The 25,158-nt window shown below is 44.0% G+C and carries 22 protein-coding genes and 1 riboswitch; of the genes, 20 read left to right on the forward strand and 2 right to left on the reverse strand.

What is annotated here, in order from left to right:
• Window positions 1–181: 181 nt before the first annotated feature.
• The gene (locus ACZQK9_RS00005) at window positions 182–2,476 is read left to right on the forward strand and encodes an EAL domain-containing protein (RefSeq protein WP_483269261.1); all 2,295 of its coding nucleotides are present in this window, start codon (window positions 182–184) and stop codon (window positions 2,474–2,476) included.
• Between the two features lie 11 nt (window positions 2,477–2,487).
• On the forward strand, window positions 2,488–4,767 hold the full coding sequence (locus ACZQK9_RS00010) for an EAL domain-containing protein (RefSeq protein WP_483269262.1): 2,280 nt from the start codon (window positions 2,488–2,490) through the stop codon (window positions 4,765–4,767).
• A gap of 1 nt (window position 4,768) precedes the next feature.
• On the opposite strand, the gene ACZQK9_RS00015 is transcribed toward ACZQK9_RS00010, so the two are convergent.
• On the reverse strand, window positions 4,769–6,694 hold the full coding sequence (locus ACZQK9_RS00015) for an ABC-F family ATP-binding cassette domain-containing protein (protein WP_483269263.1): 1,926 nt from the start codon (window positions 6,692–6,694) through the stop codon (window positions 4,769–4,771).
• A 164-nt stretch (window positions 6,695–6,858) separates the two neighbouring features.
• Here ACZQK9_RS00015 and ACZQK9_RS00020 point away from each other — a divergent pair, with 164 nt between their 5' ends.
• From ACZQK9_RS00020 to dusB, 11 genes are all read left to right on the forward strand, one after another.
• Window positions 6,859–7,089 (forward strand): hypothetical protein, encoded by a 231-nt coding sequence (locus tag ACZQK9_RS00020; protein ID WP_178016393.1) that lies wholly within the window; start codon window positions 6,859–6,861, stop codon window positions 7,087–7,089.
• Window position 7,090: 1 nt separating this feature from the next.
• Complete coding sequence (locus ACZQK9_RS00025) at window positions 7,091–8,173, forward strand: FAD:protein FMN transferase (protein ID WP_216507076.1); 1,083 nt, start codon at window positions 7,091–7,093, stop codon at window positions 8,171–8,173.
• Between the two features lie 27 nt (window positions 8,174–8,200).
• Window positions 8,201–8,809 (forward strand): DUF5662 family protein, encoded by a 609-nt coding sequence (locus tag ACZQK9_RS00030; RefSeq protein ID WP_178016796.1) that lies wholly within the window; start codon window positions 8,201–8,203, stop codon window positions 8,807–8,809.
• A gap of 8 nt (window positions 8,810–8,817) precedes the next feature.
• Window positions 8,818–12,378 (forward strand): DNA polymerase III subunit alpha, encoded by a 3,561-nt coding sequence (locus ACZQK9_RS00035; protein ID WP_216507075.1) that lies wholly within the window; start codon window positions 8,818–8,820, stop codon window positions 12,376–12,378.
• Entirely contained in the window at window positions 12,375–13,160 is a 786-nt protein-coding gene (locus tag ACZQK9_RS00040; protein ID WP_178016396.1) for a TrmH family RNA methyltransferase, read from the forward strand. The genes ACZQK9_RS00035 and ACZQK9_RS00040 overlap by 4 nt, the downstream gene beginning before the upstream one ends.
• Window positions 13,161–13,280: 120 nt before the next feature.
• Window positions 13,281–13,910: a single-stranded DNA-binding protein gene (locus tag ACZQK9_RS00045; protein ID WP_178016397.1), complete on the forward strand. Its 630-nt coding sequence runs from the start codon at window positions 13,281–13,283 to the stop codon at window positions 13,908–13,910.
• Between the two features lie 43 nt (window positions 13,911–13,953).
• Window positions 13,954–14,133: riboswitch (Lysine riboswitch) on the forward strand.
• Between the two features lie 81 nt (window positions 14,134–14,214).
• Window positions 14,215–15,105: a 4-hydroxy-tetrahydrodipicolinate synthase gene (gene dapA, locus ACZQK9_RS00050; protein WP_483269264.1), complete on the forward strand. Its 891-nt coding sequence runs from the start codon at window positions 14,215–14,217 to the stop codon at window positions 15,103–15,105.
• A 30-nt stretch (window positions 15,106–15,135) separates the two neighbouring features.
• A complete protein-coding gene (dapB, locus tag ACZQK9_RS00055) occupies window positions 15,136–15,891 on the forward strand; it encodes a 4-hydroxy-tetrahydrodipicolinate reductase (protein WP_178016399.1) in 756 nt (251 codons plus the stop codon).
• 15 nt (window positions 15,892–15,906) lie between these two features.
• The gene (locus ACZQK9_RS00060) at window positions 15,907–16,227 is read left to right on the forward strand and encodes a DUF6145 family protein (protein WP_178016400.1); all 321 of its coding nucleotides are present in this window, start codon (window positions 15,907–15,909) and stop codon (window positions 16,225–16,227) included.
• 10 nt (window positions 16,228–16,237) lie between these two features.
• Complete coding sequence (locus tag ACZQK9_RS00065; protein ID WP_216507073.1) at window positions 16,238–17,002, forward strand: type III pantothenate kinase; 765 nt, start codon at window positions 16,238–16,240, stop codon at window positions 17,000–17,002.
• Window positions 17,003–17,013: 11 nt separating this feature from the next.
• A complete protein-coding gene (dusB, locus tag ACZQK9_RS00070; protein WP_216507072.1) occupies window positions 17,014–17,949 on the forward strand; it encodes a tRNA dihydrouridine synthase DusB in 936 nt (311 codons plus the stop codon).
• Here the strand turns inward: dusB and ACZQK9_RS00075 are convergent.
• Window positions 17,930–18,724 (reverse strand): hypothetical protein, encoded by a 795-nt coding sequence (locus tag ACZQK9_RS00075; protein ID WP_178016403.1) that lies wholly within the window; start codon window positions 18,722–18,724, stop codon window positions 17,930–17,932. The genes dusB and ACZQK9_RS00075 overlap by 20 nt on opposite strands.
• 260 nt (window positions 18,725–18,984) lie before the next feature.
• On the opposite strand from ACZQK9_RS00075, the gene ACZQK9_RS00080 reads away from it, so the two are divergent.
• The 7 genes from ACZQK9_RS00080 to ACZQK9_RS00110 all read left to right on the forward strand — a co-directional run bounded on the left by ACZQK9_RS00080 (window position 18,985) and on the right by ACZQK9_RS00110 (window position 25,097).
• Entirely contained in the window at window positions 18,985–19,842 is an 858-nt protein-coding gene (locus ACZQK9_RS00080; RefSeq protein WP_483269265.1) for a 3D domain-containing protein, read from the forward strand.
• 13 nt (window positions 19,843–19,855) lie between these two features.
• Window positions 19,856–21,343, forward strand: a complete 1,488-nt coding sequence (thrC, locus tag ACZQK9_RS00085) for a threonine synthase (protein ID WP_216507069.1) — start codon at window positions 19,856–19,858, stop codon at window positions 21,341–21,343.
• A gap of 231 nt (window positions 21,344–21,574) precedes the next feature.
• Complete coding sequence (queD, locus tag ACZQK9_RS00090) at window positions 21,575–21,994, forward strand: 6-carboxytetrahydropterin synthase QueD (protein WP_178016405.1); 420 nt, start codon at window positions 21,575–21,577, stop codon at window positions 21,992–21,994.
• Between the two features lies 1 nt (window position 21,995).
• A complete protein-coding gene (queE, locus tag ACZQK9_RS00095; RefSeq protein ID WP_483269266.1) occupies window positions 21,996–22,664 on the forward strand; it encodes a putative 7-carboxy-7-deazaguanine synthase QueE in 669 nt (222 codons plus the stop codon).
• A 1-nt stretch (window position 22,665) separates the two neighbouring features.
• Window positions 22,666–23,244 carry a GTP cyclohydrolase I FolE gene (gene folE, locus ACZQK9_RS00100; protein WP_178016407.1) on the forward strand — a complete coding sequence of 193 codons (579 nt, stop codon included), beginning with the start codon at window positions 22,666–22,668 and terminating at the stop codon, window positions 23,242–23,244.
• A 48-nt stretch (window positions 23,245–23,292) separates the two neighbouring features.
• A complete protein-coding gene (gene queC / locus ACZQK9_RS00105) occupies window positions 23,293–23,958 on the forward strand; it encodes a 7-cyano-7-deazaguanine synthase QueC (protein WP_178016408.1) in 666 nt (221 codons plus the stop codon).
• 77 nt (window positions 23,959–24,035) lie between these two features.
• Window positions 24,036–25,097 (forward strand): diacylglycerol/lipid kinase family protein, encoded by a 1,062-nt coding sequence (locus tag ACZQK9_RS00110; protein WP_216507067.1) that lies wholly within the window; start codon window positions 24,036–24,038, stop codon window positions 25,095–25,097.
• The last annotated feature ends 61 nt before the right edge of the window (window positions 25,098–25,158 follow it).

Here is a 25,158-nt window from a genome sequence, read left to right on the forward strand (position 1 = left end):
TTTGAGAACGGAAAGATGGATTGTTGATTGGATAGATATAAGATCTTTGTATGGAGTTCTGAAGGTACAGAAAGAAAAGACCGATACGGTCTTTTTTTTGTGCCATTTAAGTTGACAGTACGTAGTGAATTTTATAAAATAATATTAGATATTTTTAAAATATGAAATGATATGATTTGGGGTGTTTATATTGAAATATATATTCTTTGGGAGTTTGGTCATCTTATTGATTCCCCTCTTATCTTGTATATATACAGTACAACGGATAGAAAAAAACGCTTTACGGAATTCGGTGTTTGGATTACTGCTTTCACAGACAGGAACGGTTATGCTGTATGGTATGGCGTTGATGACAGTCGATGAGAAGCTGGCATTGTTTTTTTATGCGCTTTTTTATTTTTGTGTTGATTTTATGACGTTGTTGCTTTTTATTTATAGTCGTGTATATGCTGACACCTATCGGCATAAAGCATGGATGCGTCCGGTAACGTATATCCTGTTGCTTACAGATGCGATTGTGTTATTTTCAAATCTTAGAGTGCAGAATGTATTCCATGTGGCTCCGATGACAGACCGGTTTGGTAATGTTTATTATGGTGTAAAAAGCTATGGTATCTTGTATGGGGGTCATACATTGATTTGTTATGCATTTGCTGCGGCATGTCTGATTGTTCTGCTTGTCCGCAGGTCAAAATGCCCAAGAATTTTTCAAGTAAATTATTCTTCAATCATTGTTACGCTTATATTGACCGCAATTGCAAATATTATGTTTTTCAAGTTTGAATGCATTTACGATTTTTCATTGATCGGATATACCGCATTATGTTGTGCAATCACTTATTTTACATTCTTTCATATTCCGTCAGGGCTTGTAGAAAAAATGCTGGCCTTGTTTATTAAGACTATCGATGACGGAGTTGTCTGTTATGATGTAAAAGGAAAATGCATTCATGCAAATGAACAGGCAAAGAAGATTCTTCATGTGTCTGAGCTTTCTGTACTTGATAAAAAGCTGCAGGGCTGGCTGAATGGAAAAAATCTTCGGGATATTCATGATATTGCATGGAAAGAACAATTTCGAATAGACGGAAAAGTACATTTCTTTCAGTTTCAATATAAGAAGATGATATATGAGAATCACGAGATTGGAAGCTTTTTTTTGTTACATGACCGAACGGAAGAAGTGGAGCGTGTGAAATCCGAACAGTATAAGGCAAACCATGATGCATTGACAGGTATTTATAATCGGGAATATTTTTATGAGTGCGCAGAACAGATGTTACGGGAGAATTCAGATACAGCGTTTTATATTGTTTGTAGTGATATCCGTGATTTTAAGATTGTGAACGATGTATATGGAAGTAAAAAGGGGGATGATATTTTAATAAAACAGGCAGAAAGTCTGAAACAGAAAACTCCGGCAGGTTGTATTTATGGGCGGTTGGAAGGCGACCGGTTTGCACTGCTTTTGCCAAAGGAATTATTTCAGGAAAACATATTTCGACGGGAGATTTCGCGAATTGAGCAGATAGAAGGTAATTCCAGTTTCAGGTTGCGTATGTATATGGGAATCTATGAAGTAGATGATAGGAATACACCGGTTGCAGTTATGTGTGATCGGGCTATTATGGCAATCAAAACCATCAAGGATGATGTTGCAAACCGTATCAGCTATTATGATAAGGAACTGCGGGAGACGGTATTAAAGGAACAGGAAATTATTAGTCAGTTCCATGAGGCATTAGAAAGTGGGCAGTTCTGTTTTTATATTCAGCCGCAGATCTTGTCCGATGGTGTTGTACGCGGAGGAGAGGCGTTGGTGCGTTGGATTCATCCGGAACATGGAATGATTCCGCCGGGAGAATTCATTGAGTTATTTGAACGCACGGGGCTGATCAGTGAACTGGATCTCTATATCTGGGAGAAAGCCTGTATTCAGTTACGTGACTGGTGCAGACAGGGACATGCAGATTTTTATTTGTCAGTAAACATTTCACCACGTGATTTTTATTATATGGATATCTATAAAGTGTTTACCCAACTGGTACAAAAGCATGGCTTCGAAGCGAAGAATCTTCATCTGGAAATCACGGAAACGGCAGTCATGTCGGATACGAAAAAAGTAATCCGTCTGGTAAACAAACTGCGGCAGTATGGGTTTAAGGTGGAGATGGATGATTTTGGAAGCGGATATTCTTCTTTGAATATGTTGAAGGATATCAAGATGGATACAATCAAACTGGATATGGGATTTTTACGTAAGACCAGAAATAATGAACGAAGTATGTCAATCGTAAGCAATGTTATTCATTTGTCGAAACGACTGGGGATGGAGGTTGTTACCGAGGGAGTAGAAACCAGCGAACAGGTGGATGCATTAACCATGATGGGGTGCGATGTATTTCAAGGATATTATTTTGCAAAACCAATGTCGGTTTGGGATTATGAAGACAAATATATTTCAACCGAAGGATAGGGGAGATAGGATTGAAGAGTGCGATGTTAGCGATTATGCTGATTATGATTGTTTTGTTGGTATATCGCATTATTATGATCAAGCAGATAGAACAGACACAGGTTGCGAAGGATGTGGTACGGCTTCATATTGTAGCTGCATCAACCATTTTGTTTTATGCCATGACGATTCTGGATATCAATGATACAGTTGCATTGGCGTCGTATGGCTTGTATTTTTGGTGCAGTGATTTCCTGTTGATATGCTTTTTTATTTATATTAATGATTTTACACAGGAGACGTTTGTCAACAAACGTGGAGGTTTAATCCTTGGGATATTGATAGCGATTGACGGGATTCTGTGTGGCATTAATGTATATAATCAGATGTTATTTTCGGTTGTATTATCCGGAGATAAAGCAGAGGGATATTATTACAAAGTCACCTCAAGAACGTGGCTATATTCATATCACAAGTTGTTCGTGTATATGTTTGCAGTTATGACATTTCTGCTGTTAGCCTATGAAATCTATAAGGCGGCACGAATTTATATGAAACAGTATTATGCAATTTTGTATTGCTTTTTGCTCATGATTGCAACAAATGTTGTTTATGAGGTGCTCAACCTGGAGTTTGATTACTCTGTGTTATTTTACGGAATTACCGCTGCCGGCATCTATTATATTACATTTCAGTATGTGCCGAAGGGGTTGGTGGAGAAAACACTTGTTATGGTGGTACAAAACTTCACAGATGGTGTTGTCTGCATGGATATCAAAGGACGATGCATCTATGCCAATGTGTATGCCAGACAGGTATTTCATGTAGATAAAGATACTCGTGTGATCGAGAACTATTACCGGTCGTGGAAGGGTGATCGTAAACCGGAAGAAATCGAGGAATGCAGTTGGCAGGGCGAGACAGAAATCAATGGTAAACAGAATTTTTTTGCTGCACGATATCGGGGAATCTGGGATGAAGACAATCGTTTTATTGGTTGTTATTATGTACTGCATGATGAAACAGAACATCGGAAAAAACTGGAGGAAGAACGCTACAGGAGTAATTATGATTCGCTGACAGGTCTGTTCAACCGTGAGCATTTTTATGAAACTGTTGAGCAGCAGATCGTCGCAAATCCAAATGTGAAGTATAGCATTTTGTGTGCTGATATACAGAATTTTAAAATTATCAATGATGTGTTTGGAATTGAACGCGGGGATGCGGTGTTACGGTCATTGGCAAATATGTTCCGGAATCTGGCAACGGGCGATACCTTACTGGCGCGACTTTCCGCAGACCGGTTTGCAGTTTGCGTACGTGATGAAAAACTGAACCATGAGCGGTATCTTGAAGAACTGGATATGATCAGCCGTATTGGAGATAATAATTCTTACCACGCACGGATTTATACCGGAATCTGTCCAATCCGGAACATCAAAACACCGATATCTGTCTACTGTGACAGGGCATTTCTGGCAATTGAATCGATTAAGGGGGATTATCAGCAGTCCATTGCATATTATGATGATGAATTGCGAAAACAGATGCTGGAGCGACAGCATATGGTCAGTGATTTTCGCTCTGCAATAGCAAAACAGGAATTTCGGCTATATTTGCAGCCACAGGTGGATGAGCAGGGAACAATGCTTGGTGCGGAAGCACTGGTTCGTTGGTTCCGGCCGGTACATGGAATGATGTTACCGGAGGAGTTTGTGGATGTATTTGAGAAGTCGGGGCTTATCAGTGCGATGGATCAGTATGTATGGGATTTAGCCTGTAAGGAGCTGCAACGCTGGAAAGCACAGGGGAAAGAACAGTATTACATATCGGTAAATGTGTCGCCGAAGGACTTTTATTTTCTGGATATTTATACAACTTTGACAACCTTGGTGGAGTGCTATGAAATCAATCCGGATAAGCTGCATCTTGAGATTACCGAGACTTCAGTCATGAAGGATGCCACAAAGCATCTGGAACTAATTGATAAACTCAGGCAATATGGCTTCCATGTAGTGATGGATGATTTTGGACGGGGCTATTCGTCCTTGAATATGCTGCAGGATATGAATCTGGATGCAATCAAGATAGATATGGAATTTTTGCGTAGAAATGAAGATCCGGAACGGAGCCGGATGATTTTGGAAATGGTGCTGAATCTTGCAAAGGAGCTGGATATCCACGTAGTGACGGAGGGCGTCGAACAAAATGACCAGCTTCAGTATATGCGCGAGCTTGGATGTACGTTGTTCCAGGGCTATTATTTTGCAAAACCGATGCCGGTCGATCAGTTCGAAAAAACATATTTTTAACCTAAGCGAGCAGGGCCTCCCAGGCCTCGTAAAGTGCGGAGAGCGTTTCTTCCAGCTCTTCGCGCTTTTTTGACAGCTCGCCTAATTTTGCGGAGTTCGTTGCATATTCAGGATTTAAGAATTCCTCATCAATCTGTGCAATTGCTGCCTCTGTTTCTTCAATCTTTCGTTCTGTTTTTTTGATATCATTTTCTTTTTTACGAAGTCGTGCCTGTTCTTCCTTTTGTTTTTTGTAATCATCCTTGCCGGAAGGAGCGGCAGATGATGCTGTTACTATATTTGCCGAAGCATCCGTCTGTTTCGGCGCAGCTGCCTCGTACACTTGATCCTTGTGGCTTTCATAATAATCGTAATTTCCGATAAAGCTGTAAAGCTGTTCGTCTTTTAATTCCAAAATCCGGGTTGCAATCCGGTTGATGAAATAACGGTCATGGCTGACAACAAATACGGTTCCTGTATAACTGCGGATTGCATCCTCTAAGATACCCTTGGACTGGATATCCAGATGATTTGTCGGCTCATCTAAGATTAAGAAATTGGCAGGGGAGAGCATAAGCTTGGCGAGAGATACACGTCCTCGCTCTCCACCACTTAGATCTTCAATCTTCTTAAATACGTCATCTCCGGTAAATAAAAAGGCTGCCAGTACATTACGGATTTTTGTGTTTGTCAGATCCGGGTAAGCATCGCTGATTTCCTCGAAGATAGTCTTATGCAGAGAGAGTACCTGATGCTCCTGGTCGTAATAACCAATATGGACACGTGAGCCAAGGGCAATCGTTCCGGCATCCTTTGGCACAAAATGATTGACCATCTTTAAGATCGTTGTTTTTCCGGTTCCGTTTCCGCCGATTAAGGCAACTTTTTCGCCACGCTTGATATCGAAATCGAGATCTTTGAACAGACAGTTTGTGCCGAAGGATTTTGCCAGATGGGTGACAGTTAAGACGTCATTTCCGCTCTCGACGGATGGCTCCAGTGTTAATCGCATCTCAGATGCAACTTCGGTTGGTTTATCTAAAACTTCAATTTTATCCAGCATCTTTTCCCGGCTTTCCGCACGCTTGATAGATTTCTCCCGGTTAAACTGTTTTAGCTTTGTGATGACTGCTTCCTGATGCTTGATTTCCTGTTGCTGGTTTAAATAGGCTTTCATCATATTGGCACGGATTTCCGCGCGCTTGGACGCAAAGAAGGTGTAGTTTCCGTGGTAGATGGTCGCTTTTTTGTTGTCGATTTCAACGATCTGTGTCGCAATCCGGTCAATGAAATAGCGGTCGTGACTGACAACAATCACGCTGCCAGGATAGGATGACAGGAAGGATTCTAACCACGAAATACTTGGCATATCCAGATGGTTTGTCGGCTCATCAAGGATGATGATATCCGGCCGTGTCAGAAGCAGACGTCCAAGTGCAATCCGCATTTTTTGTCCACCGGATAATGTATTGATGTGACGGTCATAGTCCTCCGGACCAAAGCCGAGTCCTTTCAGGACGCCTGTGATTTCGCTCTCATAGGAATAACCGTTGTCCCGGTCGTATTTGCTGCTCAAACGGTTGTAGGTCTCCAAAATCTTTTCTAATTGCGCACCTTCGGCATGCTTCATATCCTGTTCCAGACGACGGATGTTCGCCTCTAAATCAAGGATGTACTGTTTGGTTGCAAGCATTTCACCATAGATGGTATTGTCAAAGGAGATATCCTGATGCTGGGACAGATAACCGATCGTTGTATCTTTGGCGATAACAATCTGTCCGCTGTCAGCCGATTCTTCCCCCATGATGATTTTAAGGAGCGTCGTCTTCCCGGAACCATTGATACCGACAATCGCAATCTTTTCTTTTTCGTTGACATGGAAGTTGATATCTTTTAAAACTTCCTTTGTGCCGAATGCTTTTGATATATTTTGGCATGCTAACAGCATGATAAATTCCTCCTGCGTGTTTCAAACAAATTCTACCAGAGCATTTTATCAAAAAGCAGGGGGACTTTCAATCATACATTGAAATAAGGACTAAAAAATGGTATACTAAAACATAATTATGCGAACAAATGTTTTGAAATTCCCGGGAAAAGGAAGTGAATGTTTTGTTATTTGGAAAAACGAGTCAGGCAAAAAAAGAGATAGAGGCGCTATTTCATGAAGTCCAGATCAATCTGGAGAACAACTATAAGGATCTGGCGATTACCGCGCGGAAGCAGGCTGAGATAAAGCTGGCAGAATATCAGACAGCAGGGGAGTTAAAGGAGAAGGAATATAAGAAGTTAAAAGAACAGCTCGACGAATATACAAAACGAATGGAAGGATATCATCATTGATATGCAGCAGGGAATTGGTAGAAAAATAGCAGTTGCGATTGGCATGTTTGCTGTAGCCGGACTTTTGATTGTACTGTATCGTTGGATGAATGTACGTGAGGGTATATCGAAAGGGGATTCGCTTGCGGATGGACAGACAACGTACAGTTTTGCGATGGGAACATCTGTGTCGGTCAGTCTGTATGGGGCACAGGATACAGAGTATGCGAAGCTTGAACAGGCAATCAAAGAGCTGGATGAACAGGAAATCTCGTGGCGGCAGGAGGGTAGTGCCCTGTATAAGCTGAACCACACATATATGGCAGGGAAGGCTACGGAGGTTTCGGATACTTTGTATCTGGCATTGACGCAGGCGAATAACATATGCCGGGACAGCGGGGGCGCATTAGATATTACAATTCGTCCGCTGGCAAACCTCTGGAATATTGAGTCGGCAACCGAGGAAGATTTTCGTGTCCCGACGGATACAGAGATAGCGGAGATACTCGCAAAGACCGGATATGAGGCAGTGACGATTGATGCATCGAAGAATGTGACGATTGACAGGCCGGATATGGTGCTTGATCTTGGCGCAGTTGGCAAAGGATTTGCGCTTGATATTGCGGAACAGATATTAAAAGAGGATTCTGTAAGCGGCGGAACGATCAGTGTTGGTGGAAGCGTGCTCGTGTATGGAGCAAAACAGGATGGCAGTGCATTCCGGGTTGGTATCCGTGATCCGCAGGGTGACGCGGAGGATAGGATCGGATATCTGGAGTTTGCTTCGGACAGTAACACCTGTGTATCTACCTCCGGTGATTATGAGAAATATATTGAAAAGGATGGTACACGGTATCATCATATTTTAGACCGCAAAACCGGATATCCGGCGGAGTCAGGACTTTCTTCCGTGACGGTTGTATGTCAGAATGGCCTGTATAGTGATGCATTGTCGACGGCGTGCTATGTGCTCGGTTATGAGAAGTCCTTGCCACTGTTACAGAAGTACAAGGCAGAGGCAGTATTTATTGATAAGGAAAACCAGGTGACCGTGACGGATGGACTGAGGGAACAGTATCATTCGGCTCAGGCTGCACAGAAATAAGATAGAAGGCGAAAAGAGATGTTAAAAATGAAGTGGCTGGAACATTTGAAAACGATTACCGCACATAAGATCATGGTAATGCGACATTGCTTTGCGGTTGGATTATACAAGCAGGGGCTGTTGCATGACCTGTCCAAATATTCGTGGACGGAGTTTTCGATGGGTGCGAAATACTATCAGGGAAACCGCAGCCCGAATGATGCGGAGCGTGAGGACAAGGGATATACCTCTTCGTGGCTGCATCACAAGGGAAGAAATAAGCATCATCTGGAGTACTGGGTGGACTATAATGTAGATAAGAGTGATACGGAGCATTTGCTGGTTGGCTGCAAGATGCCAAAGGAATATGTAATTGAGATGTTTTGTGACCGTGTGGCAGCCTGCAAGATTTATAACAAGGACAAATATTATGAGAAACAGCCTCTCGATTATTATATGAATGGCAGATCGAGACGCCTGTTGCACCCGGATTCCGCGAAGCTTCTGGAGAAGTATCTGAACATGCTTGCGAAAAAGGGAGAGGCATACACGTTCCGTTATATTCACAATTACGAGGTAATTCCGCTGCGTCGGAAGAAACTGGCGAAATACCTGCCATTTTTGAAATATTTGTTTCCATATGGAGAAGATTACTAGGAGATAAGATGAAATTTACACATTTACATGTGCATACGCAGTATAGTCTGTTGGATGGTTCCGCAAAGATCAAAGAGCTGGTTCCACGTGCGAAAGAGCTTGGCATGGATGCTCTTGCAATCACAGACCATGGTGCGATGTACGGCGTGATCGAATTTTATAAGACATGTAAGGCAAATGGAATCAAGCCGATCATCGGCTGTGAGGTGTATGTGGCACCGGGTTCCCGGTTTGACCGAGAGGTGGTAAAGGGAGAAAACCGATATTACCATCTGGTACTGCTTGCAAAAAACAACGAAGGATATCACAACCTCTGTAAGATTGTGACACGTGGCTATACAGAGGGTTATTATTATAAACCGCGTGTGGACATGGAGGTGCTGGAGAAATACCATGAAGGTATCATTGCACTTTCGGCATGTCTGGCTGGTGAGGTCGCGACAAATCTGCGTCAGGAGCAGTATGAGAAAGCAAAGGAAGCAGCGTTGCGCCATCTGAAGATCTTTGGCGAGGGAAACTATTATCTGGAAATGCAGGATCACGGGATTCCGGATCAGCGTACGGTCAACATGGGTGTGATGCGGTTGTCTAAGGAAACCGGTATCCCGATGGTTGTTACGAATGATTCCCATTATATCAACAAAGAGGACTGGGAGGCACATGATATCCTGCTCTGTATCCAGACAGGAAAGACGGTCAATGATGAGGATCGTATGCGCTATGAGGAAGGACAGTTTTATCTGAAATCCCCGGAGGAGATGGAAGCACTGTTTCCGTATGCAAAGGAAGCACTGGAGAACACGAACAAGATTGCAGATATGTGTAATGTCGAGATCGTGTTTGGCGAGCGCAAGCTTCCAAAATATGATGTGCCGGATGGATATGATTCCTTCTCTTATTTGACGATGCTCTGCGAGGAGGGTGCAAAAAAACGATATCCGGAGGTTACAGATGAGGTAAAGAACCGTCTGCATTATGAGCTGGATATGATCAGGCAGATGGGCTTTGTTGATTACTTCCTGATCGTGTGGGATTTTGTCAATTATGCGAAAAGTCATGATATTCCGGTAGGACCGGGACGAGGTTCGGCAGCGGGCTCAATCGTGTCTTATTGCCTGTATATTACAGATATCGAGCCGCTCAGGTATGAGTTGCTTTTTGAACGGTTTTTAAATCCGGAACGTGTATCGATGCCCGATATAGATATTGATTTCTGCGTCAACCGAAGGCAGGAGGTCATTGATTACGTTGTACAAAAATACGGTAAGGAAAAGGTTGTCCAGATTGTCACGTTCGGTACGATGGCAGCGAAGATGTGTGTGCGTGATGTTGGACGTGCGATGGCACTTCCGTATAGTCTGTGTGATAAGGTTGCAAAAGCAATTCCGAACAAGGTTCCGGGCGTGAAGGATGTTACCCTTCCGGTGGCACTTAAAGTAAGTCCGGACTTAAAGGAAATGTATGAGAATGAGCCGGAGGTGACAAAGCTGCTTGACATGGCGATGAAGCTGGAAGGTCTGCAGCGGCATACCGGTGTACATCCGGCAGGTGTGATCATCGGTCAGAAGCCGATAGAGGAATATGTACCGCTCGCACGAAGTGTGGATGGAGGTATAGTCTGTCAGTATGAGAAGGATCCGGTAGAAGAGCTGGGACTTTTGAAGATGGATTTCCTGGCACTGCGAAACCTGACGGTTATCAAGGATGCACTGGATCGTATCGAAGCTGATCATGGTGTGAAGATCAATATGTCTGAGCTTGATCTGACGGATCCGGCAGTTTATGAGTTATTATCGGAAGGAAAGACCGACGGTGTATTCCAGCTGGAGAGTGCTGGTATGAAGTCTTTCATGAAGCAGTTAAAACCAAAAAATCTGGATGAAGTAATCGCTGGAATTTCGCTGTACCGTCCGGGACCGATGGATTTTATCCCGAAGTACCTGGCAAACAGGGAGCATCCGGAAAGTATTGTTTACGATACACCGAAGCTTGAGAAAATCCTGAAATCAACCTATGGTTGTATGGTATATCAGGAGCAGGTTATGCAGATCGTAATGGAGCTTGCCGGATATTCGATGGGACGTTCTGATCTGGTGCGCCGTGCGATGGCAAAGAAAAAAGCGGATGTCATGGATAAGGAACGGCAGTATTTTGTATATGGTAACGAGGAGTTAAACGTGCCGGGCTGTGTCAAAAACGGCATTCCGGAATCGGTAGCCAATAAAATCTTCGACGATATGGTCGATTTCGCAAACTATGCATTTAACAAGTCTCATGCGGCAGTGTATGCGGTTGTCGCATATCAGACGGCATATTTAAAGATTTATTACCCGGTTGAATACATGGCAGCGTTGATTTCATCTGTCCGTGAAAATACAGAAAAGATGAGTGGCTATATCCAGACCTGTAAATCACTGGGAATTAAGATTCTGCCACCGGATATCAACAAGGGAAGCGGAGATTTCCTGGTCGATGGAAATGCAATCCGGTTTGGACTATCGGGATTGAAAAGTATCGGCGATGGTGTGACGGAGGTTGTGCATCAGGAGGTTGTTGCAAACGGTCCTTTTACAAGTCTGGAGGATTTTTGTACCAGACTTTCAGGAAAGGAAGCCAATAAGCGTACGATTGAGAGCTTCATACTGGCAGGGGCATTTGACTGCTTCGGACATAACCGCCATCAGATGATGATGGTTTATCCGGCAGTGTTAGAGCAGACAGCGAAAGAAAAGAAAAATGCCATGAACGGACAGATGTCATTGATGGATTTCCTTGGAGAGGAAGAAAAAACAGAGTTTCAGGTACGTTACCCGGACGTGGAGGAATATCCGAAGGATGAGCTGCTTGCAAAGGAAAAGGAGATTCTTGGTATCTATGTAAGCGGACATCCGCTTGAGGATGATCTGGATATTATAGAAGAATATACAACCGCGAAGTCGACAGCATTTCTGGCAGATACCGATGAGGACGAGAATCCGGAGGCAGACGTGGAATTTGATGAACGTGAGCGTGTTGTGGATAAATCCGGCTACACGATCGGCGGTCTGCTCACAGAGATTACAAAAAAGACAACACGCAATGGTGATGAGATGGCATTTCTGACAATCGAGGATTTGTATGGGACGGTTGAGGTTGTTGTGTTCGCCAGAGATTACCGGCAGAATAAAAACCGGTTTGTGAAGGATGCAAAGGTACTGATCAAGGGAAATGCATCGGTCGATGAGCGGGGCGGAAAGCTGCTTTTTTCAAAGATGACGACCTTTGATGAAATCCGTCAGGAGCGCATGGCAGTTGGTAAGGAACTGTGGCTTCGTTTCACAGAAATGGAGAAATATATGCAGCAGGAGCAGGCACTCTATGCGACGCTCCGGCAGTATCCGGGACGGGTGATCGTGAAAGTATTGATCAAACCAAACGGAGAAGGACAGGAGCAAAATATCAAGCTCAAGCAGCTTCCGGATTTATACCGGGTTGATGCCAGTGAGGATTTGGTAGAGAAATTAAAGCAGATCTATGGAGAGGCAAATGTCATTCTCTTAGATAAGGAAGGAAACGGAGAAAAATCGTGATAACGTCAGCGTCTAATGATAAAATCAAAGAAATTAAAAAGCTGATCAAATCCGCCAGCAGGCGCAGAGAAACTGGGCTTTATATCGTTGAGGGCATTCGTATGGTACGGGAGATCCCGGCAGGTGCGATCCGGACACTGTATGTGGCGGAGAGTATGACAGACAAATTCGCTGATATCTGCAATCAGACACATGCAGATGTAGAGATTGTAAGAGATTCCGTATTTCAGAGTATGTCAGATACGAACACACCACAGGGAATTCTCGCAGAGGTGTACCAGACATCCAGAACCGAGGAGGATTTATTTGTAGGCAATGTGGAACCATTTTTACTGATTATTGAACGCTTGCAGGATCCGGGAAATCTTGGTACAATCATACGAACCGCAGAGGGTGCTGGTGTAAACGGAATTATTCTAAGTGCAGATACGGTTGATATGTATAATCCGAAGGTGATCCGCTCTACGATGGGCTCTGTTTTCCGGATGCCAATTGTGGTGGCAGACGATCTGGCGGCTGCGATTGATCGTGTGAAAACACGTGGAATCCCGGTTTACGGGGCGCATTTGAATGGAGCGGCTTTCTATGAGAAAGATTTTTCTGGTGGATGTGCGTTCCTGATCGGAAACGAGGGAAATGGTCTGTCGGATGAAATCAGCGCAAAAGCGGATGATCTGATCCGGATTCCGATGTGCGGGCAGGTGGAATCGTTAAATGCGGCGATTTCAACTGCGGTGATCGCATACGAGGTATTGCGACAGCGAAGCACAGGAAAAAAATGAAAAAGTTTGGAATATTACAATATAGGCACGCATATATTGTAAATGTACAATATTAAAAATTCACAGTTTATATGGGGATATAAACGAGGCTGTGAACATTGACAAGAGGGAGGAAAAAATATGACAGAGAAGATTTTGAACAACAATCAGGTGGTAGTAGCAGGAGAAATCGTATCAGATTTCCGATTCAGCCATGAGATATTCGGTGAGGGATTCTATATGGTGGATTTGGTAGTCAGCAGATTAAGCGATGCGCATGACGTGATTCCGTTGATGGTTTCTGATCGCCTGTTTGATGTAGAAAAATCCCACATAGGGGAAAAGGTACTGGCGAAGGGGCAGTTCCGGTCGTATAACAAGCACGAGGAGAACAAGAACCGTTTGATCCTGTCTGTGTTTGTACGTGAGATCGAGGTAATCGATGCGGTGGACGACAAGGAAAACAAACCAAATCAGATATACCTGGATGGATACATATGTAAAGAACCGATTTACCGTATGACACCACTTGGCAGAGAAATCGCGGATATTCTGCTCGCTGTGAACCGTGCGTACGGAAAATCAGATTATATTCCATGTATCTGCTGGGGCAGAAATGCCAGATTTGCAGGGAAACTTGCAGTTGGCGAACATGTGGCAATCTGGGGGCGCATCCAGAGCCGGGAATATCAGAAAAAAGTTGGAAATGATGAGATAGTAAATAAGGTCGCATATGAGGTGTCAGTCAGTAAGATGGAATGTTTGGAATAATGATTGACAGACCTGTATAACGATGATATACTATCCTTGATTTTGATTGAGTAGAGGTGCGGAATTCAAGAGTACTTTGCGGGATGACTTAGAGCAGTGGATCGCATGGAAAAGGGGAAACCGCCGAAGGACGACAGATGTCTAAGCACTGGAATCCTGGTTGTGCAATGAAGAGTTGTATGACTGTCATTTGTAAGCATGCAGATGGAGCGCTACCGGAATTGAGACATTTCAAGCTGGCACTTTATCGGGGTGCCAGCTTTATTTATGGTTATACCTTATAAAATTTAGGAGGAAGAGAAAGATGTCAATTTTTACAGGTTCAGCAGTTGCGATTGTTACACCATTTAAGAAAAATGGTTCGGTGGATTATGATAAGTTTCGTGATGTGATCGAGTACCAGATTGCAGGTGGAACAGACTGTATCGTTGTATGTGGAACGACAGGCGAGTCCTCAACATTATCCCATGAGGAGCATCTGGATTGTATCCGTTTCTGTGCAGAGGTTGTCAATAAGCGGATCCCGGTTGTTGCGGGCACAGGCTCTAATTGCACAGAGACAGCGATTTATCTGTCTCAGGAAGCAGAAAAGTTTGGTGTGGATGGTCTGCTTGTTGTAACACCATATTACAACAAGGCAACACAGAAGGGGTTGATCGCACATTATACAGCCATTGCGAACAGTGTCACACTTCCAATCATCATGTATAATGTACCAAGCAGAACCGGTACGAACATTCAGCCGGAGACAGCTGTTTATCTGGCAAAGAATGTAAAGAATATCGTAGCAATCAAGGAGGCAACTGGTAATCTGTCACAGGTTGCACGTCTGGTAAGTCTGGCAGACGGATGTCTGGATGTATATTCCGGAAATGATGATCAGGTTATGCCGATCCTGTCTCTTGGTGGAAAGGGCGTTATCTCTGTACTTGCAAATGTAGCTCCAAAGGAGACACATGATATGGTACAGAAGTACTTAGACGGTGATGTGGTTGGTGCCAGAGAGATTCAGATCAAGGCAATCCCTCTGTGTGAAGCATTGTTCTGTGAGGTAAATCCAATTCCTGTCAAGAAGGCAGTGGAACTGATGGGACTTTGCGAAGGCAATCTTCGTATGCCATTGACAGAGTTAGAGCCGGAGCATACAGAGCAGCTGAAGAAGGCTATGGTAGATTTCGGAGTAAAAATTCAGTAATACATATAGACAGACCGGGAGGAAAAACAAATGATTCGTGTTATTATGCATGGTTGTAACGGTAAGATGGGGCAGGTCATCACAGGACTTTGCAAGGAAGATCCGGATGTGGAGATTGTGGCAGGAATCGATGTTGTAGACAATAGAGAAAACGGATATCCGGTATTCACAGATATCAATGCATGTGATGTCAAGGCGGATGTGATTATTGACTTTGCGGCAGCAGTTGCAGTTGATAAGCTGCTTGATTATGCAGTAGAAAAGCAGGTTCCGGTTGTGCTTTGTACAACCGGACTTTCACCGGAGCAGCTCAATAAGATTTCTATCTGCTCGGAGAAGGTAGCAATCTTAAAATCAGCGAATATGAGCCTCGGAATTAATACATTGATGAAGCTTCTGAAGGATGCGGCAAATGTATTTGCACCGGCCGGTTATGATATAGAAATCGTAGAGAAACATCATAACCAGAAGGTTGATGCACCATCCGGAACAGCGCTGGCGCTGGCAGATGCAATCAATGATGCGAGAGATAATGCGTACGAATATGTTTATGATCGTTCCCAGGTAAGAAAGAAACGCGACAAGAAAGAACTCGGTATCTCTGCTGTACGTGGAGGTACGATTGTCGGTGAACATGAAGTAATCTTTGCAGGCGTGGATGAAGTAATTGAGTTTAAGCATACTGCTTATTCGAAGTCCGTGTTTGCGAAGGGTGCAGTGGAAGCGGCAAAGTTTCTGGCAGGAAAGCCGGCGGGCTTTTATGATATGGCAGATGTAATTGGATAAACGAGAGGAATCGGTATGTATCAGGATGAAATTATTTTGTGCAGTGCCTCTAAGTATACGCAGAAATATTATTTGAACGAAGATTTTGATAATCTGCCCGCCGAAGTAAAAAAAGAACTCCGTATCTTATGTACGTTGTTCACGGAGGATGTCGGTGGAATCATTATGCTTGTGTTTGACAGTATGGGGAATTTAAATATCGTAACAGATGCGGCAGAGGAGGATATTCTGTATGATGAGATCGGCTGTGGTTTAAAGATCAAGCAGATCAGAAAGGAAAAAAAGGAATTGTTTGAGCAGCTGGAGCTGTATTTTCAGACATTTTTCCTTAGTTAAGGGAGCACATATGTTATTTGCAGTAGATGTAGGAAACACAAATATTACAGTAGGACTGTTTGATGGTAAGAATCTGATCAAGACATTCCGGATCACAACCGGTACGGCACGTACATCCGATGAGTATGGTGTATATTTTGTGGATTGGCTGAAGGTACGGGGTATACAGACTTCAGAGATTGATGCGGTTATTATTGCGTCGGTTGTTCCAAAGGTTATGCATTCCCTGACGAGCGGTATCATTAAGTACCTGAATATTCAGCCAATTATCGTAGCGCCGGGAATCAAGACAGGAATCAACATTGCGATTCCCGAACCAAAGACACTGGGTGCCGATCGTCTGGTCGATGCCGTGGCAGCGTATGAGTTGTATGGCGGCCCGGTGATTGTCGTTGATTTTGGAACTGCGACAACGCATGATCTGGTATTGGAAGGCGGTGTATTCCATTCAGGTGCGACTTCACCGGGAATCAGACTGGCAGCGGCTGCACTCTGGTCCGGAACAGCCAAGCTTCCGGAGATTGAGATCAAGAGACCGGATACGATTCTGGCAAAGGATACGGTCAGCAGTATGCAGGCAGGTGTGTTCTATGGCTATGTTGGACAGACAGAATATATTATCCGCAGAATCAAGCAGGAGTCCGGGTTGGATAACATCAAGGTTGTGGCAACCGGAGGATTAGGCAAGCTGATTTCTGAGAATACGGATTGTATTGATTATTATGACGCGGACCTGACACTCAAAGGTTTGCAGTTGATCTATGAGAAACAATAAAGGACGAAACAATGGATTTTACCGGTAAAATTGCATTGGCACCAATGGCAGGTATCTGTGACCTGCCATTTCGTCTCTTATGCAAAGAGATGGGCTGTGATATCGTATACACGGAGATGGTGAGTGCCAAGGGCATGTATTATAACAATAAAAATACAGGACCACTGCTTATGACGAAGCCGGAGGAGGAGCCAATCGGCGTACAGATTTTTGGCAGTGAACCGGAACTTATGGCTTCTCAGGCAAAGCGATTGGAAGATAAGGGATTTTCTTTTATCGATGTCAATATGGGATGCCCGGTGCCGAAGATCGTCAATAACGGTGAAGGATCCGCACTGATGAAACAGCCGGAACTGATCGGAGATATCGTCGATGCATTGGTGCATGCGGTTTTGCTTCCGGTCACAATCAAAATCCGGGCAGGTTTTGATGCGGACCATATCAATGCGCCGGAGGTGGCAAAGATTGCCGAACAGGCAGGAGTAGCTGCGATTGCGGTGCATGGCAGGACGAGAGAACAGTACTATCATGGACAGGCAGACTGGGATGTGATCCGTCAGGTAAAGGAGGCTGTTTCTGTACCGGTAATCGGAAATGGAGATATTACCTGTGCGGAGGATGTGCTTGCGATGCGTGAACAGACAGGCTGTGACAGTGTGATGATTGGAAGAGCAGCGAAGGGAAATCCGTGGATTTTTCAGGATATTTCCCATTTCCTTGCTACGGGAGAGCATATGGCAAAGCCGAGTGTGGAAGAACGAAAGGCGATGATGCTGCGCCATGCGTCTCTGATGGTGGAATACAAAGGAGAATTTACCGGAATTCACGAGATGCGGAAGCATGTGGCATGGTACACGCAGGGAATGCCAGATTCGGCGAAGCTGCGCGCAAAGATCAATATGGTGGAAACATACGATGCGCTTGCAGCTATGGTGCAGGCATTGTAAGTTTCTTAGAAACCGGAATTGAAGTATAAGCAGCGTGATATTGCTCACTTGTCATGGAAACAATGTAATTTCTGGCGTAAGCCTTACAGATACCACAGGACGCGAGTTTGTCCGCTGCTTTGTTGTATGCGATGGCAGCAGATATCTCATCCGGATATGTGCCGACGATGATATCTCCGTTTACATGGATCTTTGTCTGATATTGTGTCTGACCGGAGGCAGATTCTTTCTTCTGTACACCGGCATACCGATTGATGATCTCGATGTTAGAATAGCGGAAATCAAGTACATCTCCGTTTACCATACGATAATCCCTGCCATAGACGGAAAATGGCCGGATGCCGTAACGGGACAGGATGCTGTATTGGCTGCCGTAGTCGGTGACAAAGAGATAGCCACCTTTTTTCTGGATTTTTTTAGAAGCATAGAAGAATAAATCATCGCGGTCGAATTTCAGGGTTTCCGTGGCTGACAGATAGTATTCAAAATATTTTTTGCGCAGATAAATCGGCGTTTTGAAATAAATCCCATTATCACGGAAATTAATGAGAGACACGAATTTGTTGTGGGAAAGGCAGGAAAACAGGCTGTATTCAGACAGAGTGATTTCTGGGTGATCCAGGATCAGACGGGCTTCTTTGTAGGTGCAGGAAGCGAGTTCCTCTGTGTCAAAGCTGCCAAGGCTGATATGCTTAGTATGAAAAGTGATGGAAGCACGGTAATAGAGGCTGCCATTTTTTTTGAATGCAGTATAAATACCTGGTAAATTAGCCATAATGTGATGTAGCCCCGTCCTTTCTCAAACAATAAGTGTTAACGACAGTGTGATAATAAATCTGCAATCAGTATAATCACAATATGGATAAAAGTCCAGTCTGACAATCGAAAAAAGTCGTGAAAAAGTCGCGAAATTACTTGACCGGATTGTATTCTTGAATTATAATCATGAGAGTGTAAATGTAACTTTTTTGTAACAATTTTATCACAAATTTTCAGACCATATATGTGGATATTTATGAGGTGAATAGGAACAATATGGATACAGAAAAAATAGCAACGATAGAATTAAATATGGAAAAACCGAAAAAAAATCCTGCGTTGGATAAGCTGAAAAGTTTTGTACAGCAGTATGGAAAGTATGTGGGTGCCGGAATTGTGGCACTTGCACTGGTGGTTGTCAGTGGAGTTTCCCTGGCAGACCGGCTTGCCAACCGTGATGTTGCAACAGGTGTTATGATGACGGTTGCAGATCTGACAAAGGATAAAGAGGCTTTTTCCGGCGATTTGTTTGCATGCACAGCAATCTCTTATGGAGATATGGTAGATGTGAATTATGAGACGGATCAGCTGGCACAGCTCGAACGTGCGGAGCAGCAGATAGATGAGATCCTGACAGCAAGAAGAGAAGACAAGCGGGATCAGGCTGCGTTGGAAGCTTTGACGGCCGTGCATAGTGTGGAAGAAAATATCGGCGAATATGATCCGGATGCAGTTGTTGTTGCAGCTGCGAATACTTCGGACAGCACAACAAGCACAACACCGTCTGCAGCAACGACACCTGTGTATGTTGCGGCCGATGCAAATGGATCATATCAGTATTTGGGAGAGTATTTGTTGACAGCATATTGTCCATGCCCGATCTGTTGTGGTAAGTATAGTAATATGGAGAATCCGGTTACAGCGAGTGGCGCGAGACCGACTGCCGGGCTGACGATTGCAGCACCGTCTAATTTCGCATTTGGAACGAAAATCATGATTGATGGACAGGTTTATGTGGTTCAGGATCGAGGCGGCGCAATTACAGGCAATCATTTTGATATTTATTTTAATACACATCAGGAAGCATTGAATTTTGGTAGAAGAATAACCTCTGCCTATTTGGTAGTTGAATAAAAAGGAGAAGAAGATGGAACTGGTTTACAGAAGTACAAGAAATGCACAGGAAGAAGCAACCGCTTCTATGGCGATTTTGAAAGGACTTGCAAACGAAGGTGGCTTGTTTGTACCGGATCAGATTCCGGCATTTGATAAGAGCTTAGAGGAGCTTTCCAAGATGGATTACCGCGAGGTTGCATATCAGGTTATGAAGCTGATGCTGACAGATTTTACTGAGGAAGAGCTTCGCCACTGTATTAACAGTGCATATGATTCCAAGTTTGATACAAAGGAGATTGCACCACTTGTACATAAAGCTGGTGCGTATTATCTGGAACTGTTCCATGGCGCAACGATTGCGTTTAAGGATATGGCACTTTCCATTCTTCCGTATCTGCTGACAACTTCAGCCAAGAAGAATAACGTGAAGAATGAGATCGTGATTCTGACTGCAACTTCCGGTGATACGGGTAAGGCTGCACTTGCCGGTTTTGCAGATGTACCGGGCACGAAGATCATTGTATTTTATCCAAAGCATGGTGTAAGCCCGATTCAGGAGAAGCAGATGGTAACCCAGAAGGGTGACAATACATGTGTTATCGGTATCACAGGTAATTTCGATGATGCGCAGACAGGTGTGAAGAAGATGTTCTCTGACAAGGAACTGAACGAGTATCTGGCATCTAAGGGATATCAGTTTTCTTCTGCAAACTCCATCAATATCGGACGGCTTGTGCCACAGATGGTATATTATGTATATGCATATACAAGACTCGTTGCAAATGGCGAGATTAAGGCTGGTGACAAGATTAATGTCGTTGTTCCGACCGGAAATTTTGGAAATATCTTAGCAGCCTACTATGCAAAACAGATGGGGCTTCCAATCAATAAGTTTATCTGTGCATCCAATGAGAATAAGGTTTTGTATGATTTCTTCCGCACAGGAACCTATGACAGAAAGAGAGAATTTATCCTGACAACTTCTCCTTCTATGGATATTCTGATCTCCAGCAACCTGGAGCGCCTGATCTACCGTATCGCAGGCAATGATGCAGAGAAGAATAAGACACTGATGCAGGCGTTAAACGGAGAGGGTGCTTATACGATTACAGACGATATGAAGGAGCAGCTGGCAGAGTTCTACGGAAATTATGCATCTGAGGCAGAGACAGCAGCTACGATTAAGCGTGTATATGAGTCCGATCAGTATATTATGGATACCCATACAGCCGTAGCGGCATCTGTATATGACAAGTATGTGAAGGAGACTGGCGACACAACTCCAACCGTGATTGCAAGTACAGCAAGTCCATACAAGTTCACGAGAAGCGTTATGGACGCCATCGATAGTGCATATGACAAGCAGTCTGATTTTGAACTCGTAGATGAGCTTAATAAGCTTTCCGGTGTGAAGGTACCACAGGCAATCGAAGATATCCGTCAGGCAGAGGTTCGTCATAACATCGTCTGCGACAAGGAAGACATGCTTGCAGAGGTAAAGAATTTTTTACATATCTAATCACATAGACGCGTGTATGACACGCGCGGCAGTTCATTCGCACCATCCTGCCGTTAAACAAAACTAGGGCAAGCCATAAATGATGAATTTATGTTGCGGGTGCTTTGTGCGCCCGCATTTTTTGTTATGGTGACGAGGAAAATGCACGCATTTATGCGATGCATTTGACGACCACGAATCAGAGCAAGATGCGCAGAGCACATCTTGGCTCTGTATGAAAGGAGTTTTAACATGTATACATTAAAGACAAATGCAAGCTTTGACAGTGCACATTTTCTTGCAGGGTATGAAGGAAAGTGCTCAAACATTCATGGGCATCATTGGACAGTTGAAATTGAGGTAGGAAGTAACAGTCTGGAGATTGGTGGAAAACACCGTGGCATGATAGTGGATTTTTCTAAATTAAAAACGGATCTGAAGAATATTGCAGATGCACTGGACCACTGCCTGATCGTAGAGATTGGAAGCCTGAAGCGCAAGACGCTGGATGTTTTGGAAGAAGAACATTTCAAGGTTGTGGAAGTGATGTTCCGTCCGACTGCGGAGAACTTCGCAAAGTTCTTTTATGATGAGATGAAAGGAAAGGGCTATCATGTCTTAAAGGCAACGGTGTATGAGACACCGAATAACTGTGCCGCATATATGGAGTAATATGGGAGATTATAAAGTAGTAGAAAAGTTTGTCAGTATCAATGGCGAAGCAGCACATGCCGGAGAACTTGCATGTTTTATACGGTTTGCCGGATGCAATCTTGCCTGTGGATACTGTGATACAAAATGGGCGAATGAACCACAGGTGCCATATGAGAGTATGAGCGAGGAAGAAATCTATGCGTATATTAAATCATGTGGCGTAAAAAATGTGACACTGACAGGAGGTGAACCATTGATTCAGCCGGAAATCGAGGCATTGATCACTTTTTTGGCAGAGGATACGGATTTGCGTGTGGAAATCGAAACAAACGGAAGTGTGGACATCTCCGGGTATGATGCACGTCCGGAGAATGTCTGTATGACACTCGACTACAAGCTTCCGGACAGTGGGATGGAACGGTTTATGCGCACGGAAAACTATGTGTGGCTGAAAAAGCAGGATGTAGTGAAGTTTGTCGTTTCCTCGACAAAAGATCTGGAAACTGCAAAGAAGATTATTGTGACATATGATCTGTGTACGAAGGCAACCATATATTTAAGCTCTGCATTTTCGGCGATCACCCCGGCGCAGATCGTAGATTATATGATACAGGAAAACATGAAGGATGTCCGGTTACAGCTTCAGATGCACAAATACATCTGGGATCCGGAAAAAAAAGGAGTATAAGATGGCAATCGATAAAGAAGCAATCAAAGAACATATCCGCGGGATTTTAGTTGCCCTTGGCGATGATCCGGACAGGGAGGGGCTGAAAGAGACACCAGACCGGGTTGCCCGTATGTATGAAGAAGTGTTTGAGGGAATGAACTATACGAACGATGAGATTGCAGATATGTTCAATAAATCGTTTGAACGTCCGGGCAAGGACACGAGTGACATGGTATTGGTCAAGGATATTGAGGTGTTCAGCTACTGTGAGCATCATATGGCACTCATGTATGACATGCATGTGTCAGTTGCTTATATTCCGAAGGGAAAGGTGCTTGGTTTAAGCAAGATCGCACGGATTGCAGATATGGTCGCAAAACGCTTACAGCTGCAGGAAAGAATCGGCACGGATATCGCATATATTATGAGTAAGGTGACCGGAAGTGAGGATGTGGCAGTTGTGATCGAGGGAAGCCATAGCTGCATGACAGCCAGAGGAATCCGGAATGCAAGTGCGAAGACATTTACAACAACATTTACCGGTGAGTTTGAGAAAAATGAGACATTGCAGAACAAGCTGATGATGTTACTGAAATAGAAGTTAACAATAGAAGATGTAAACAGAGGATAAGAAGGAGTGATTATTATGCAGCACAAGAAGAACAAAGAAGCAGCTGTTGTTGTATTTAGTGGAGGACAGGACAGCACGACCTGTCTGTTGTATGCGAAAAAGCATTATAAGAAGGTGTATGCCGTATCGTTTGATTATCACCAGAGACATGTGGCAGAGCTGGATGCAGCAAAGGAAATCTGTGAGAAGCTGGATGTGGAGCAGACGATCATGGATATGACGCTGTTAAATCAGCTTGCACCGAATTCCCTGACCAGGGATGATATGCAGGTGGACAGTGACGCACCGGAAGAGGGCACACCGAATACATTTGTCGATGGAAGAAATATGTTGTTCCTGACATTTGCGGCTGTATTTGCAAAGCAGAAGGGTGTGACCGATATCCTGACTGGCGTATCTCAGAGCGATTTCTCTGGATACCCGGATTGCAGAGATGAGTTTATCAAGTCCTTAAATGTATCGCTCAATCTGGCAATGGATTATGAGTTTGACATTATCACACCTCTGATGTGGATTGACAAAGAAGAGACATGGGAGCTCGCTGATAAACTTGGCGGATTTGATTTGGTTCGCAATATGACATTAACATGTTATAATGGAATCAAGGGCGATGGTTGTGGCAACTGCCCGGCATGTAAGCTTCGGAAAAAGGGTTTGGATGCCTATCTTGCAAGAAGATAAATAAAGCACGCGGATGCGTGCGCATGTCAATTACGCTGACGCGTGGTGCTATACGAAAAAGATAATGGAGGGAAGCCATGAAACGCTTATTATTTATTATCAATCCGAAAGCCGGACGAACGGCAATCAGAAATGATTTGTTTGAGATTATCATGGTATTTTCACAGGCTGGATACGAGGTTGTGACATATCCGACGCAGGGACCGGAAGATGCAGAGCGAAAGGTACGTGTAGATGGCGCAGATTATGACCTGATTGTGTGCGCGGGTGGTGATGGTACACTTGACAACACCGTATGCGGGTATTCCAAGATGGGGCTGAAAAAAGTGCCGCTTGGCTATATTCCGGTTGGAACCACGAATGATTTTGCACGAAGCCTTCGTATCTCAAGAAAACCAATTGAAGCAGCAAATCAGATCGTGGATGGAAAATGTACCAAGATAGACGTCGGACAGTTTGCAGAGAAGTCGTTCATCTATATTGCGGCATTCGGTATCTTTACTGACGTGTCCTACAGCACGAACCAGTCATTGAAGAAGGCAATCGGACATTCGGCATATATCATTGAAGGAATTAAAAACATCGGGAATTACAAGGGCTTCAATCTGACCGCACAGTTCGATGAGAAGACGATCACTGGAAAATATCTGTACGGCATGGTGACAAATACCCTTTCGGTCGGTGGGTTCAAGCTGCGGGGTGCCAAGCATGTAGTGTTGGATGATGGGAAGTTTGACTGCCTGTTTATCAAGATGCCATCGACACCGACGGAGATGCAGCAGATTATCCGCGGACTTTTGCAAAACGAAGTTGAGGATAACGAAATGTTCTTCGAGTGCAAGGCTTCGCGCGTCGTTGTAGACGGCGAACAGGAAATCGCATGGACGCTTGATGGAGAATTCGGCGGAAGCCTGAAGCATGTGGAAATCCAGAACCAGAGGCAAGCGTTGGATATTATGCTGCCACAGATGAATATCGAGGAGATGGCACATCAGCCGAGGGATGACGAAGAAACCGCATACACTGACGAGGATGATATTGACCTTGAGGATTTGTATAGCCGGTATGCATTACAGGATATAGAACAAAATGCGCAACGAACACAGGAAAAGCAGACGGAATCGGACGAGGATGTATAGGCATCTGCAATCAGGTTCCAATTCTTTACATTTTCTTTAAAATAGAATATAATAAGAATAA

Source organism: Wujia sp. (assembly GCF_056872695.1).

What these genes read in the sequence shown, in the direction of transcription:
- ACZQK9_RS00015 (WP_483269263.1), bottom strand. Translation starts at nt 6,694, where the DNA reads ATGCTGTTAGCATGCCAAAATATATCAAAAGCATTCGGCACAAAGGAA.
- ACZQK9_RS00025 (WP_216507076.1), top strand. Translation starts at nt 7,091, where the DNA reads ATGCAGCAGGGAATTGGTAGAAAAATAGCAGTTGCGATTGGCATGTTT.
- ACZQK9_RS00030 (WP_178016796.1), top strand. Translation starts at nt 8,201, where the DNA reads ATGAAGTGGCTGGAACATTTGAAAACGATTACCGCACATAAGATCATG.
- ACZQK9_RS00035 (WP_216507075.1), top strand. Translation starts at nt 8,818, where the DNA reads ATGAAATTTACACATTTACATGTGCATACGCAGTATAGTCTGTTGGAT.
- ACZQK9_RS00045 (WP_178016397.1), top strand. Translation starts at nt 13,281, where the DNA reads ATGACAGAGAAGATTTTGAACAACAATCAGGTGGTAGTAGCAGGAGAA.
- dapA (WP_483269264.1), top strand. Translation starts at nt 14,215, where the DNA reads ATGTCAATTTTTACAGGTTCAGCAGTTGCGATTGTTACACCATTTAAG.
- dapB (WP_178016399.1), top strand. Translation starts at nt 15,136, where the DNA reads ATGATTCGTGTTATTATGCATGGTTGTAACGGTAAGATGGGGCAGGTC.
- ACZQK9_RS00060 (WP_178016400.1), top strand. Translation starts at nt 15,907, where the DNA reads ATGTATCAGGATGAAATTATTTTGTGCAGTGCCTCTAAGTATACGCAG.
- ACZQK9_RS00065 (WP_216507073.1), top strand. Translation starts at nt 16,238, where the DNA reads ATGTTATTTGCAGTAGATGTAGGAAACACAAATATTACAGTAGGACTG.
- dusB (WP_216507072.1), top strand. Translation starts at nt 17,014, where the DNA reads ATGGATTTTACCGGTAAAATTGCATTGGCACCAATGGCAGGTATCTGT.
- ACZQK9_RS00075 (WP_178016403.1), bottom strand. Translation starts at nt 18,724, where the DNA reads ATGGCTAATTTACCAGGTATTTATACTGCATTCAAAAAAAATGGCAGC.
- ACZQK9_RS00080 (WP_483269265.1), top strand. Translation starts at nt 18,985, where the DNA reads ATGGATACAGAAAAAATAGCAACGATAGAATTAAATATGGAAAAACCG.
- thrC (WP_216507069.1), top strand. Translation starts at nt 19,856, where the DNA reads ATGGAACTGGTTTACAGAAGTACAAGAAATGCACAGGAAGAAGCAACC.
- queD (WP_178016405.1), top strand. Translation starts at nt 21,575, where the DNA reads ATGTATACATTAAAGACAAATGCAAGCTTTGACAGTGCACATTTTCTT.
- queE (WP_483269266.1), top strand. Translation starts at nt 21,996, where the DNA reads ATGGGAGATTATAAAGTAGTAGAAAAGTTTGTCAGTATCAATGGCGAA.
- folE (WP_178016407.1), top strand. Translation starts at nt 22,666, where the DNA reads ATGGCAATCGATAAAGAAGCAATCAAAGAACATATCCGCGGGATTTTA.
- queC (WP_178016408.1), top strand. Translation starts at nt 23,293, where the DNA reads ATGCAGCACAAGAAGAACAAAGAAGCAGCTGTTGTTGTATTTAGTGGA.
- ACZQK9_RS00110 (WP_216507067.1), top strand. Translation starts at nt 24,036, where the DNA reads ATGAAACGCTTATTATTTATTATCAATCCGAAAGCCGGACGAACGGCA.